General features: G+C 65.6%; 14 protein-coding genes. 4 read left to right on the top strand and 10 right to left on the bottom strand.

Annotation, left to right across the window (positions count from 1 at the left end; translation table 11 throughout):
* Window positions 1–3: 3 nt before the first annotated feature.
* From MUU56_RS06350 to MUU56_RS06390, 9 genes are all read right to left on the bottom strand, one after another.
* Window positions 4–1,308 (bottom strand): aspartate aminotransferase family protein, encoded by a 1,305-nt coding sequence (locus MUU56_RS06350; protein WP_244766465.1) that lies wholly within the window; start codon window positions 1,306–1,308, stop codon window positions 4–6.
* 13 nt (window positions 1,309–1,321) lie between these two features.
* Window positions 1,322–1,990: a cysteine hydrolase family protein gene (locus MUU56_RS06355; protein ID WP_244766466.1), complete on the bottom strand. Its 669-nt coding sequence runs from the start codon at window positions 1,988–1,990 to the stop codon at window positions 1,322–1,324.
* Window positions 1,987–3,015, bottom strand: coding sequence for a branched-chain amino acid ABC transporter permease (locus MUU56_RS06360; RefSeq protein WP_244766467.1), 1,029 nt, complete (start codon window positions 3,013–3,015; stop codon window positions 1,987–1,989). The genes MUU56_RS06355 and MUU56_RS06360 overlap by 4 nt, the downstream gene beginning before the upstream one ends.
* Window positions 3,016–3,027: 12 nt before the next feature.
* Entirely contained in the window at window positions 3,028–3,918 is an 891-nt protein-coding gene (locus MUU56_RS06365; RefSeq protein WP_244766468.1) for a branched-chain amino acid ABC transporter permease, read from the bottom strand.
* Window positions 3,919–3,923: 5 nt separating this feature from the next.
* Window positions 3,924–4,631 carry an ABC transporter ATP-binding protein gene (locus tag MUU56_RS06370; RefSeq protein WP_244766469.1) on the bottom strand — a complete coding sequence of 236 codons (708 nt, stop codon included), beginning with the start codon at window positions 4,629–4,631 and terminating at the stop codon, window positions 3,924–3,926.
* Window positions 4,624–5,358, bottom strand: coding sequence for an ABC transporter ATP-binding protein (locus tag MUU56_RS06375; protein WP_244766470.1), 735 nt, complete (start codon window positions 5,356–5,358; stop codon window positions 4,624–4,626). The genes MUU56_RS06370 and MUU56_RS06375 overlap by 8 nt, the downstream gene beginning before the upstream one ends.
* 52 nt (window positions 5,359–5,410) lie before the next feature.
* The gene (locus MUU56_RS06380; protein ID WP_244766471.1) at window positions 5,411–6,583 is read right to left on the bottom strand and encodes an ABC transporter substrate-binding protein; all 1,173 of its coding nucleotides are present in this window, start codon (window positions 6,581–6,583) and stop codon (window positions 5,411–5,413) included.
* A 121-nt stretch (window positions 6,584–6,704) separates the two neighbouring features.
* On the bottom strand, window positions 6,705–7,355 hold the full coding sequence (locus tag MUU56_RS06385; protein ID WP_244766472.1) for a cysteine hydrolase family protein: 651 nt from the start codon (window positions 7,353–7,355) through the stop codon (window positions 6,705–6,707).
* A complete protein-coding gene (locus tag MUU56_RS06390; RefSeq protein WP_244766473.1) occupies window positions 7,355–8,161 on the bottom strand; it encodes an N-formylglutamate amidohydrolase in 807 nt (268 codons plus the stop codon). Before MUU56_RS06390 ends, MUU56_RS06385 begins: the two co-directional genes overlap by 1 nt.
* A 147-nt stretch (window positions 8,162–8,308) precedes the next feature.
* Here MUU56_RS06390 and MUU56_RS06395 point away from each other — a divergent pair, with 147 nt between their 5' ends.
* The 3 genes from MUU56_RS06395 (at window position 8,309) to MUU56_RS06405 (ending at window position 10,824) form a co-directional block, all read left to right on the top strand.
* Window positions 8,309–9,205: a MurR/RpiR family transcriptional regulator gene (locus tag MUU56_RS06395; RefSeq protein ID WP_244766474.1), complete on the top strand. Its 897-nt coding sequence runs from the start codon at window positions 8,309–8,311 to the stop codon at window positions 9,203–9,205.
* Window positions 9,195–10,508 (top strand): type I glutamate--ammonia ligase, encoded by a 1,314-nt coding sequence (locus tag MUU56_RS06400; RefSeq protein ID WP_244766475.1) that lies wholly within the window; start codon window positions 9,195–9,197, stop codon window positions 10,506–10,508. Before MUU56_RS06395 ends, MUU56_RS06400 begins: the two co-directional genes overlap by 11 nt.
* An 82-nt stretch (window positions 10,509–10,590) precedes the next feature.
* Window positions 10,591–10,824, top strand: a complete 234-nt coding sequence (locus MUU56_RS06405) for a DUF2171 domain-containing protein (protein WP_244766476.1) — start codon at window positions 10,591–10,593, stop codon at window positions 10,822–10,824.
* Window positions 10,825–10,887: 63 nt separating this feature from the next.
* Here the strand turns inward: MUU56_RS06405 and MUU56_RS06410 are convergent, their stop codons facing one another.
* Entirely contained in the window at window positions 10,888–11,649 is a 762-nt protein-coding gene (locus MUU56_RS06410) for a DeoR/GlpR family DNA-binding transcription regulator (protein WP_244766653.1), read from the bottom strand.
* A gap of 231 nt (window positions 11,650–11,880) precedes the next feature.
* On the opposite strand from MUU56_RS06410, the gene MUU56_RS06415 reads away from it, so the two are divergent.
* Window positions 11,881–12,846, top strand: a complete 966-nt coding sequence (locus tag MUU56_RS06415; protein WP_244766477.1) for an ABC transporter substrate-binding protein — start codon at window positions 11,881–11,883, stop codon at window positions 12,844–12,846.
* Window positions 12,847–12,919: the final 73 nt, after the last annotated feature.

Below are 12,919 nucleotides of genomic sequence, written 5' to 3' on the forward strand. Positions count from 1 at the left end.
AACCTACCAGCCGGCGAAATCCGCGAGCAGTGCTTCATCGACCCGGCCCGCCGCGACATCGGCGAGCGCCTGGTCGAGGATCGCGACGCCCTCCTGGGCTTCCGCCTTCGTCAAGGTCAGCGGCGGCGTGAATTCCAGCACGTTGGAGTTGACGCCGACATAGTAGAGCACGAGGCCGAGCTGGAAAGCGCGGTAGACCGTCAGCGCCGTCTGCCGCGCGGCCGGTGCGCCATCCGCCACAAGCTCGACGCCGAGGGCGAGGCCCCGGCCGCGCACGTCGCCGATCAGAGGATGGCGGGCGGCGAGGCGGTCGAGCGCCTCGCGCAGCATGCGTCCTGTCCGTCCCGCATTGGCGACGAGATGGTCACGCTCGATGGTCTGCAGCACGGCGAGCGCCGCGGCGGCGCAGACCGGATTGCCGTGCACGGTCTGCAGCGAGAAGGCGACGGCGTGGTTCAGGATCGCCTCCGGGCCGACCACCGCCGAGACCGGCAGCCCGCCGCCGAGGCCCTTGCCGAAGACGACGATGTCGGGCTCGATGTCGCAATGCTCGAAGGCGTTGAAGCGACCGCTGCGGCCGAGGCCGACCTTCACCTCGTCGGAGACGATGAGGATGCCGTGTGTGCGGCAGAGCGCTTCCACGTGCTTGAAAAACCCGTCCGGCGGCACCAGCATGCCGCCGTCCGACTGGATCGGCTCTATGAAGAAGGCGGCGACCTCTTGCGGCGGGATCTCGGTGGCGAAAAGGGTTTCGAGATGGGCGAGGGCGGCGTCCTTCGCGGCTTCGGGGCTGCCGGCGGCGTAGCTGTTGGGGTAGGGCACGAGCGTCAGGCCCTTCGCCCGCGCGCCCTGCTGGGCGGGATGGCCGGAGACGGCCATGGAGCCGACGGTGCCGCCGTGATAGGCGCCGTTGAAGGCGAGGATGCGCGGCCGGCCGGTGGCGGCGACGACCATGCGGGCGACCGTCTCGTTGGCGTCCGAGCCGGAATGGCCGAACCAGACGCGGCCGCGGGCGCGTTCCGGCACGAGGGAGAGCAGCTTTTCGGCGAGCAGCACCGAGGGCTCGTTGGCGGTGGAGAGATAGCTTGCACCCGCCTGGTCGGAAAGCGCGCGGTTCACCGCCTCGCGGAGGGCGGGATGCGAATGGCCGAGGCTCGCCGCGCCCCAGGAGGCGGCGAAATCGAGGAGTTTGCGGCCGTCGTCGCCGGTGAGGTACGCGCCGCTTCCGCCGACCACCGCCTGCGGAAAGAACCGCAGATGCGCCATCGTCGAGACCGATCGGCTTTCGCGGGCGTAGAGGCCGGACATGTCGCTCTCCTCGTTACTTGAAGAAGGTCAGGACCTCGTCGAGCTGGACGACGTGGCAATAGATCATGTTGATGATCTCCAGCTCCCGCCGGTGCAGCTCGTCCGTCGCCGCCGCGCCGCAATCGTCGACGACGACCACGCCGAAGCTCTCATCCGCGAGGCTGCGCACGGTGGAGGAGACGCACTGGTCGGTGAAGATGCCGCAGCAGATGACGTCCTTGATGCCCATATTGTGCAGGATCAGGCGGAGGTTCGTGCCGGTCAGCGCGCTGTCGGTCGTCTTGGTGATGACGATCTCGTCGGGACGCGGTTCGAGCTCCGGCACGACCTGGCCTTCGGGCAGGTCCTTCGGCAGAAGCAGGTAGTTGAAGCCGGGTTTCTTCTGGCTGAGCGAGCGGTCGCGGCCGTCCGGTTTCAGGCAGGCGATGCGGGCGAAGATGACCTCCACCTTGCGCTTGCGGCACTCTTCGATGAGGCGTGCGGTGTTCGGGATCACCGTTTTGCGCATACGATCGTAGAAGGGCTGCCAGCGGGCGGTCTCTTCCGGCGTGTCCTTCGGGTCGAGATAGGTGTTCTGGATGTCGATGACGAGCAGCGCGGTCGTCTGCGGATCGAGCATGATGTCGTCCGGCGCCTCGGCATTGGCGTAGTAGAAGGAACGGTAGGCGGTCTTCCAGCTCATGCAACTGTCTCCTTCTTGCGGCGGGCGCGGGTGAGGATGTGGCCGATCTCGCGGTTCGGGAAGAGGCCGCCGGGCTTGACGATCATCACGGCGATCATGGCGAGCGCCAGCACGATCTCGGTGAGGCCGACGACCTGGCCCGCGCCGATGGCGGTGGCGTTCAGCGCGCCCTCGGTGCCGCGCAGGCCCTCATAGGCAAACGTGATGAGGATGGTGCCGGCGACGGCACCGGTCACCGTGTTCGCCCCGCCGATCACCAGCATGGTGATGATGAGGAAGGTCTCCTTCAGGTAGAAGGCCTTCGGCGCGAACGACGTGATGAAGTGGCCCCAGAGCGCGCCGCCGATGCCGGCGATGAAGGCGGCGAGGATGAAGGCCCGCCAGCGCAGGTGCGGGATATTCGCGCCGAGCGCGGCGGCGGCGACCTCGTCCTCTCGGGAGGCGCGGAGCAGCTTGCCGGTGCGCGATTCCTTGAAGAGCAGCGCGACGACCACCACGACGGCCGCGACGATGGCGGCGATCGGCAGGTCCGTCGTCTTCGGCAGGCCGAAGAGCGTGCGCGGGCCGTTGGTGAAGGCGCTCCAGTTGTTCATGACGGTGTAGAGCACCACGAGCAGCGCGAAGGAGGTGATGACGGAGGCCGCATCCGAAAGCCGCATCAGCGGATAGGCGACGACGGCCGCCACGACCGCGGCGAGCACGCCCGCAGCCAGCATGGCCAGCAGCGGCGAGATCTCCACCACCTTCATGAAGTCGTAGAGGTCCGGCAGCGCCATGCCCTTCATCTGGGCAGGTATGGTCAGAACGGCGGAGGTGTAGGCGCCGAGGCCCATGAAGCCGATATGGGCGAAGGAGAGCAGGCCCGAATTGCCCATGAAGGTCTGCAGGCCGACGACGAGGACCAGCGAGATCAGGAGGTTGGTGGCGATCCGGTCGTAGAGGCGGATGCCGATGAGCTGGCTGCCGATGGCGATGGCGGCGATGACGGCGATGAGGACGAGGGCGGTGAGATAGGAATGTTTCATGGTCTCCGCTCCTCAGGTTCGCTGTCCGCTCGCCGGGCCCTTGATGAGGCCCTGCGGGCGCCAGAGCAGGATCAGGATGACGAGGCTGAAGGTGAAGGCGTCGCGGAACTTCAGGAGATCCTGCGACAGGGTGTAGTTGAGCGTCGTATCGATCAGCGCCAGGAGGAAGCCGCCGACGACGGCGCCCGGAAGGCTGCGCATGCCGCCGATCACGGTGGCGATGAAGGCGACGAGCAGCGGTTCGAGGCCGACGCCCGGCACGACCGTGCCGATGCGTCCGATCCACAGGATGCCGACGACGCCGGCAAGGAAGCCGGAGAGGGCGAAGGCCGAGGAAATGATGAGGTTCGCCGGTACGCCGAGCATGCGGGCCATGGTGAAGTTGGTGGCGGCCGCGCGCATGGCGATGCCGAGCGTCGTCCTGCGCATCAGGAAGGCGACGGCGGCGAGCAGCACGATGGAGGCGGCGATGGTGATGAGGTTGCGCACCGGCGTGATCGCGCCGCCGATCGAGACGGTCTGGGAGAAGATGTCCGGCAGGGGCACGTTGCGCGGGCGCGGCGAGATGAAGAGGAGGGCGGCGTTCTGCAATAGGTTGGAGAAGGCGAAGGAGGTGATCAGCACCGCCGTCACCGATTTGGCGCGCACCGGGCGGAAGGCGGCATAGTCGGTGAGGATGCCGAAGAGCACCGCCATGGCGACGGCGAGCGCCGCCATGACGAGCCAGGGCAGGCCCGAGCCGCTGGAAAGATACATGGTGTAGCCGGCGACCATGATGAGTTCGCCATAGGCGAAGTTCACCAGCCGCAGGATGCCGTAGATGATGACGAGGCCGAGCGCCATGAGGGCATAGGCCCCGCCGAGGCTGAGGACGTCGATGACGAACTGGATCGTGAAAGCCATCGCAATCAGCCTCCCAGATAATGTGCGCTGAGATCGCTGCCCGAGCGGATCTCCTCGGCAGTGCCGGAGGCGACGATGGCGCCGAGCCGCATGACATAGGCGCGGTCGGCGATGGAGAGCGCCTGGTTCACGTTCTGCTCCACGAGAAGGATGGTGAGGCCGGATTTCTTCAGCGTCTCGATCATCTCGAAGATGCGCTCGACGATGGCGGGCGCAAGACCCAGCGAGGGCTCGTCGAGGAGGAGGACGCGCGGCCGGGCCATCAGCGCGCGGGCGATGACGAGCATCTGCTGCTCGCCGCCCGAAAGCGTCCCGGCCGGCTGGTTCGACCGCTCCGCGAGGCGCGGGAAGAGCGTGTGCAGCCTTTCGAGGTTCTGCCGGTTGCCGGCCTGGTCGCGGCGGTGGATATAGGCGCCGAGCATGAGGTTTTCGGCGACCGTCAGGTCCGGGAAGACGTCGCGGGTTTCCGGCACGGTGGCAAGGCCGGCGCGGATGACCTGTTCGGGATTGGCGGCGGTGATGTCCCGGCCTTCGAGCGTGATCGTACCGCCCGCCGCCTTCAGCGCACCGGCGATGCATTTGATGGTCGAGGATTTGCCCGCGCCGTTCGCGCCGAGCAGGCTGACCAGCTCGCCCCTGGCGACGGTGAGGCTGATGCCGCGCACCGCGCGGATCGTGCCGTAATTGACGGAGAGGCCGGTGATCTCAAGCATGGGCCGCCCCCTTGCCGAGATAGGCCTCGATGACGGCCGGATGGCTGCGGACATGGGCGGCGTCCCCTTCCGCGATGGTGCGGCCGGAGGCGAGCACGTGCAGCCGGTGGCAGAGGCGCATGATCAGGCCCATGTCGTGATCGATGATGAGAAGGCCGAGGCCGCGTTTCTTCGGCAGTTCGGAGAGGGTATGCAGCAGGGTTTCCGTCTCCGCGTCGTTCATGCCGGCGGCGGGCTCGTCGAGCAGCAGGAAGCGCGGCTCGGCGGCGAGCGCCCGTGCGATCTCGACGCGGCGCTTGTCGCCGTAGCTGAGGCTTTCGCCCAGCTCGTCCGCCTTCGCCGATAGGCCGAGTTCGTCGAGAAGGTTTTTCGCGCGCTCGGTGGCGACGGCGCGGGAGGCGCCCTTCGCCAGTGCTGCGGCCTCGACATTCTCCAGCACCGTCATCGTGTTGAAAAGGCGCACGATCTGGAAGGAGCGGCTGACGCCGGCAAGGGCGATCTGGCGCGGCGAGAGGCCGGAAAGGGTCGTGTCGCCGGCGGTGATCGTGCCGCCCGCCAGCTTCACCTGGCCGGTGATGGCATTGATGAGCGTCGTCTTGCCCGAGCCGTTCGGACCGATCAGGCCGACGACCTCGCCGGTGAGGACGGAGAGCGACACATGGTCGAGGGCGCGGAGGCCGGTGAATTCCACCGACACGTCGTTTACCGCGAGGCGCGTTTCAGACATGGCTTTTCCGAAGGTGATGGGCCGGCTTTGGCAGCCGGCCCGTAAAGTACGATCAGGGCTTCGGCAGGGATTCCGGCTTGCGCCAGCCCACAAAGGTCGGCTTGCCGCCCTTCAGCTCGATGAGCGCCGCCGCCTTGTTCGGAACGTGGCCCTCTTCGGCCGTGCCGTAGTCGAGGTCGCCGGTCAGGAGCTTGAACTGGCCGTCCTCCAGCGCCTTGGCGAGCGCGGCGCCTTCCGTCGTGCCGGCGGCCTTGATCGCCTCGGCGATCATCATGATCGTGTCCCAGCCCGTCGAGACGAAGGACGTGTCCGGGTCCTTGCCGAACATCTCCTTGTAGAGCCCGATGAACTTCTCCATTTCCGGATCGGCTCCCGTTCCCATCCAGGTATGGGTGACGAAGTAGACGTCGTTGCCGAACTTTTCGCCGAGCGCCTCGTGCATGGCCGGGTCGTCATAGGCGTCGCCGCCGAGGATCGGCGCGTCATAGCCGACTTCGCGCAGCGCGCGGATGATCACGCCGATATCCGTGCCGTAGGACGAGACGAAGATCACGTCCGGCTTCTTGCCGAGCGCCTGGAGACGCGCGAGCTGGGCGGAAAAGTTGTTGTCGCCGTTCGTGTAGGTGTCTTCGAGGATGATCTCGCCGCCATCGGCCTTGAACTGCTCGACGAAATACTTCGACAGCGACTTGGTGTAGGCGATGAACTGGTCGGTGACGACATAGGCCGTCTTCCAGCCCTTCTCCTTGAAGGCGAAATCGGCTGCCGTCGCGCCCATCGTGGTGTTCCACATGGAGAGCGTGAACTGCTTGTCGCCGAGCGACCAGGAAGAGTAGAGCGGATCGGAGGCGCAGGTCGAGATGCCGACGAGGCCGGCCGACTGCGCCTCGCGGCTCGCCGGCGAACCGAAGTCGAAATCGCAGGGCGCGACGATGACCTGGGCGCCCTTGTCGATCAGCTCGACGGCGACGTTGCCGACTGTCACCGGATCGGATTTGCCGTCGATGTTGATGAACTCGACCTGCTTGCCGAGCACGCCGCCATTGTCGTTGAGATATTTCACCGCGACCTGCGCGCCGTTGTAGCCGGGCGTGTCGAGCGGCGCCTGGATGCCCGTCATCGAGAGCGCGCCGCCGATGACGATCTTGTCGTCCTCGGCAAAGGCCGCGGAGGCGGCGAGCGCAAGGCTTGCGGCCGCCAGAAGCAGTTTGGAAGTCTTCATCATGGTCGTTCCCCTTTTTGATGCCTTTCGGCAGTGAAGTGTCGCGCGGCCCGGTCTTTTGTTGTGTTCTGCGGCCCGCTTTCGGATGCTCCTCGTTTCCGTCCCGTCGGTTCGTCTGTGGGCCCTACTGCCCGATCTCCTTCAGCAACGCATCGGTAGAGACCTGCCGGCAATAGCCCTTGATGGCGCTCAGCGAGGTGTCGTGGCGCTCCTGCGAATAGGTGCCGCAGGCATCGGGCACCAGCGTCACGAGATAGTTGAGGTCGCAGGCATCGCGCACGGCCGATTCCACGCACTGGTCGGTCAGAAGTCCACACAGCACGAGTTGTTTTACGCCGAGGTTGCGCAGTATGTAGTCGATATGGGTGGAGACGAAGACGCTGGACGAGCTCTTCGGGAAGACGATCTCGTCCTCCAGCGGCTCCAGCTCGTCGATGACCTTGCCGTCCCACGAGCCCTTCGGCACGTTGAAGCCGGTGATCTTGTAGTCGAGGCTGCGGTCGCGGCCATCCCTGGTGAGGCTTTCGATCGTGGTGTGCAGCACCTCGATGCCGGCCTTGCGGAAGCCTCCCAGCAGGCGCTGCATGTTCGGGATCGCGACCTCGTGGATGCGCTTGAAATAATAGCCGTATTTTCCCGCGATATCGGCCTCGGACACGTCCTTGAACTCGCCGCCCTCGCGGCGCACGGAAAAGTTCTGCACGTCGATGAAGAGGATGGCGGAGGCGGCCGGATCGAGCGGCACGTCGCGGGTGGTCAGATGGTCAGCGGCCATCAGGCGTTTCCTTCGAGGCTGTCTGCCGCAAGGCGGAGGGGGCCGGCGAGGCGGCCTGCCCATTCCTCCTGCCCGCGGGCATCGTTGATGAGGTCGTTGCGCACTTCCAGAAGCACATGCGCTATGCCGCGCCGCTCGCCGTGCACCGGGATCGTGTAGTCGGAGATGTCGTCGACGTGATAAGGTGCGTTGAGCTTGACGGTGACGTCCGGATTGGCGGCGCGGAACGTCTGCGCAAGCCGCTCGGCAAGGCGGGCATCGCGGTTGTAGAGCAGGCCGAGTTCGAAGTCCCGCGTCGCGCCCGTCGCGCGCATGATCGGCGTGAAACTGTGCACCGAGACGAGGACGAGCGGCTTTCCCGTCGCCTGCCGCTGGTCGAGCGCCACGGCGATCGCCTCGTGCAGCGGCTGGTGGATTTCCACATAGCGGCGGCGGCGGTCGAGATCCGTGACATCGGCGTTCGCCGGCACCGGTGTGCCGTCGCTCTCCCCGACGACGCAATCCTTCGCCTCGAAGGGACGGTTGCAGTCGATGACGAGACGGCTGTAGCGCTGCAGGATGAGCGCGGCGTCGAGGCGATCGACAAGGCCGCGGGCGACGCCCTCCGCGCCGACGTCATAGGCGATGTGGCGGTCCATCTCCGCGGGAGGAATGCCAAGGTCGCCGAGGGTAGCCGGAATGACGCGGCCGGCATGTTCGCAGGTCAGGAAGATCGACGAGGCGCCGGCGGAATTGATCCACTCCACGGGTTCCGGGTCGCCCGCCTGCAGCAATCTGGTCGTATCGCGGTCTGCGAACCTGAGCATGAGATGGGATCCGCCATGCGCCCGCCGATGCGGGCTTCCATGTTGGGCAGTCAAGGAAATTTTTAGATCATAGTCAATCTAGTTTTTCCATTTGACTAATTTTTTTCATGGCGCGAATATTCGGGCCAACCAGGGGAACGAACGCCAATGAGCGATGGGAAGTCGTCGACGACGATCCGCACGAGGATCCGCGATGCGGCAGCGCAGCTGACCGCCAGCGAGCGCAAGATCGCCAATGCCATTCTTGCCGATTATCCCTTCACGGGCCTCGAAAGCATCCAGGAGCTGGCGGCCAAGACCGGTGTCAGCGCGCCCTCGATCACCCGCTTCGTCAGCAAGATCGGCTGCGGCGGCTTCCAGGACCTGCAGCGCCAGCTGATCACCGAGCTGAAGGAAGGGCAGCGCTCGCCGCTCGACCTGAAATCGAGCCAGAAGCCGGTCGGCCATTCGGAATTCCTGTCGGAATATGTGGCGCGCGTCTCGGCGGTCATGCAGGAGATGACGGCGACGGTGTCGCAGGCGCAGTTCGACATTCTCGCCGACCTGCTCGCCGATCCGGCGCGCAACATCTTCCTGCTCGGCGGGCGCGTCAGCGACAATGTCGCGGCGTTCCTGTCGATCCACCTGCGCCAGATCCGCAGCGGCATCTATCACATGTCCGACAATCCGGAAATGTGGCCGGAGCACGTCTTGCGCATGCGCCGGAAGGACGTCGTGCTGCTGTTCGATTTCCGGCGCTACCAGCTCAGCCTCGCGCGCCTTGCCGAGACGATCGCCAAGAAGCGTGGCGCGACCATCGTCGTCGTCACCGACAAGTGGATGTCGCCGGCCGCGCGCAGCGCCGACCATATCGTCGCGCTGCCGATCGATGCCGGCACGGCCTGGGATACGGTGGCCGCCGCCATGGCGCTCGTCGAGGCGCTGATCGTGCGCGTCTCGGAGGCCGACTGGGAGGCGACGCAAAAACGCATCAAGGATTGGGACGGCATCCGCTTTTCGATGCCGGGTTATGACCAGATCAACGGGGACGCCGATGAAACGTGAGGAAATGATGGTCGCCTGCTGCGGCGACCTTTCGGGCAAGGTGCGCGGCAAGGCCTTTCCGCTGGCGCAGATGGACAAACGCCTGAAGCGCGGCGTCGGCTGGACGCCGACCAACGTGCAGATCACCTGCTTCGACAACATCGCCGAAAGCCCGTTCGGCTCGCTCGGCGACCTCGTGCTCATTCCCGATCCCGCGACGCGCGTCAGCATCGAGAGCGAGGAGGGGGCGCCGAACGAGAATTTCGTCATCGGCAACATCCGCTATACCGATGGCCGGCCGTGGGAGTTCTGCACGCGTTCGATCCTCGAGGCGGCGCTCGATCGTCTGCAAAGGGTGGCGGGCGTCACGCTCTACGGCGCCTTCGAGCACGAGTTCCAGATCAAGCACCTCGTCTCCGATATCGGCAAGGCCTTCACGCTCGGCGGGTTCCAGGAGGAGCGGCACTTCTGCGAGGCGATCATCGCGGCGATGCGGGAGGCGGGCGTGACGCCCGACACCATCCTAAAGGAATTCGGCGCCGGCCAGTTCGAGGTGACGATGGGCCCGCAGAAGGGCGTGACCATCGCCGACCACTCGCTGATCACCCGCGAACTCGTCGGCCTCGTCGCCCGCGAACTCGGCTACGACCCGACCTTCACGCCGATCCGCGATCCGGCGGGCGTCGGCAACGGCGTGCATGTGCATATGAGCATGCTGGATGCGGCCGGCAATCCCGTCACCCACGATCCGGCCGGCAAGCACGAGCTCTCCGGCGTCGCCGGAAAATTCGTCGCCGGAATCCTGAAATATCTCGATTCGATCGTCGCCATCACCGCGCCGAGCGTCGTCTCGTACCTGCGCCTCACCCCGCATCGCTGGAGCGCCGCCTTCAACAATCTCGGTTTCCGCGATCGCGAGGCCTCGGTGCGCATCTGCCCGGTTTCCGACATCAGCGACATCGCCCGCGCGGCCCAGTTCAACTTCGAGTTCCGCGCCGCCGACGGTGCGGCCAACCCGCATCTGGCGCTCGCCGCCATCGTGCATGCCGGCGTACAGGGCATCGAGGAGGGGCTGGCCGTGCCGGAGGCGACGCAGGAGGACCTTTCGCTGCTGGGCGTCGAGGCGCTGGCCGCGCGCGGTTACGTGCGCCTGCCGCAGACGCTGGAGGCCGCGCTCCAGCGGTTTCGCGGCAATGCGACGGTCTGCGGCTGGTTTCCGGAAGGGTTTGCCGACGTCTACGTCAAGCACAAGGAAGGCGAGATCGCCTATCTTGCCGGCAAGACGCAGGCCGAGATCTGCGCCGCCTACGAAAGCGCCTACTAGCCACAAGGCTTTGCGGCGCGGGGAACCACGCAAGGCTCCCCGCGTTCCTTTCGGGTGAATTTGACCTGAAAGGAGAATTTCCATGGTCGCTGCAAGCGAAATTCGTGAACATATGGAAGTCCGCGCCGCCGATGGCCGCCATGTCGGCACCGTCGACCACATGGAAGGCGACAGCCGCATCAAGCTCACCAAGAGCGATTCGAAGGACGGCCAGCACCACCTGATCCCCCTCGATTGGGTCGACCATGTCGATGCCCATGTGCATCTGAACAAGGACGCACAGGAAGTCGAGCGCCAGTGGTCGGCGATGAACTGATCGTCCCGCCTCTCGGCAGGATCCAAAGCGGTTCGGCGAAATATTCGCCGGGCCGCTTTTTCGTCAGCGCGCCAGCGCGACGTTGACGCCGGCCGCCTTCAGGGCGGCGGAGACATCGCGGGGCGGCGCCTTGTCGGTGAAGAGATCGGTCAGCATGCTGAATTCGCAGACGCGCACCAGCCCCTGCCGGCCGAATTTCGTATGGTCGGTGACGACGACGGCCCGCTTGCCGCGCGCGACCACGGCACGTGCGAATTCCGCTTCCTCCAGGTCGTAGTCCATCACGCCGATCGCGGCATCGATCGCGCCCGTGGAAATGACCGCATGGCCGACGGTGAAATGGTTGATGAACTCGATCGCCGAGACGCCGAAGGCCGCGCCATTGTCGCTGCGCAGCTCGCCGCCCGCCATGTAGACCCGGTTGTCGTTGACCGTCGAAAGCGTGCGCGCGATGTCGGAGGAGTTGGTCACGACCGTCAGCCGCCGGTGGCCCAGCAGCTCGCGGGCGAGGTAGCTCGTCGTCGTGCCCGTATCGAGCATGATCGAATCACCGTCGCGGATCGTCGCGGCCATGGCGACGGCGATCGCCTTCTTTGCCTCGCTGTTCTCGCGCATGCGCTTTTCGAAGGGCGCTTCGCCGACCACGGAGGGCAGCGCCACGGCGCCGTGCATCTTCACCACGGTGCCGTTCGTCGTCAGCGGTTTGATGTCCCGCCGCACGGTTTCCAGCGAAACGTCGAGTTTCCTGGCGAGGTCGGCGATCGTCACCGTGCCGTCCTGCTGGAGCAGCCTCAGAATGTCGTTGTGGCGTTTGGAGTGGTTCATCGTCGTCATGTCCGCATGCGTTCTCCTGCTTCATAATCCTAGACGGATCATCTGGCAAGAAAGCCGCAGATTCGGTCACAAAGGCAGAAAAAGCCACATTTCAGGATTGACAGCCGCTTTCATCCAGCGTGTGATCTACACTATGCGCAGGCCGACAGATACAAAAGTACGGGGAACGGCATCCGGCGCATCAGAAAGCATCGACTTCAAAGTGCGACCGGGAGATCACGCATGTTTCAACCTATTCGCCTGCCAGGACTGTTCGCCGCGACGCTTTGCCTGTCCGCGGCCTTCACGATTGCGCCCGCGGCGGCGCAGGAATCCACCGATCCGATCAAGCTGACGCTGCACGACTGGACGGGCCAGCTCATCACCACGGAAATCATGGGCGAGGTGCTGAAGAAGGCCGGCTATTCCGTCGAATATGTCCAGGCCGACTATCTCGCGCAGTTCGCAGGCCTGGAGACCGGCGACCTGCATGTCGCCATGGAGATGTGGGAAACCACCGGCCGCGACGCGATGGACGCCGCGACGGCCACCGGCAAGGTCGAGAATTTCGGCGAGACCGGCATGCAGGCCAAGGAAGAGTGGTGGTATCCGGCCTATATGAAGGAGAAATGCCCCGGCCTGCCGAACTGGGAGGCGCTGAAGAGCGAGGCCTGCGCGGAAGCCTTCTCGATCCCCGAGACCGCGCCGAAGGGCCGTTATCTCGGCGGCCCCGTCACCTGGGGCGGTTTCGACGACGAGCGCGTCGAGGCGCTGGACCTGCCCTTCGAGGTGATCCATGCCGGCACGGACGCCGCGCTCTTCGCAGAGCTGGAAAGCGCTTACCAGCGCCAGGCGCCGATCCTGCTGTGGATCTACGCGCCGCACTGGGCGCCGGCCAAATACCAGGGCGAGTGGGTCGAGTTCCCGCCCTATTCGAAGGAATGTTACGAGGACCCGGCGGCCGGCGTGAACCCCGATGCCGCCTATGACTGCGGCAAGCCCTTCGGCCCGATCTGGAAGGTCGGCTGGTCCGGCGTCAAGGACAAGTGGCCGGGCGCCTATGCCGCCATCAAGGCGTTCAACGTCAACAATGACGAGATGGGGGCGATGATCACCAAGGTGGACCTCGACGGCAAGAAGGTCTCCGAGGTGGTCGCCGAATGGATGGCGGCGAACGAAGCGCGCTGGTCCGGCTGGATCAAGAAGTAGCGCGCAAGGCCCGGCCCTCCGCCAGCAGGGGAGGCCGGGCGCCTTTCGTGCGGTCCCTTAGGGACCGCGTTTC

The sequence above is a fragment of the Shinella yambaruensis genome, assembly GCF_022899355.1.
In the GTDB taxonomy this organism is placed as follows: Bacteria; Pseudomonadota; Alphaproteobacteria; order Rhizobiales; family Rhizobiaceae; genus Shinella; species Shinella yambaruensis.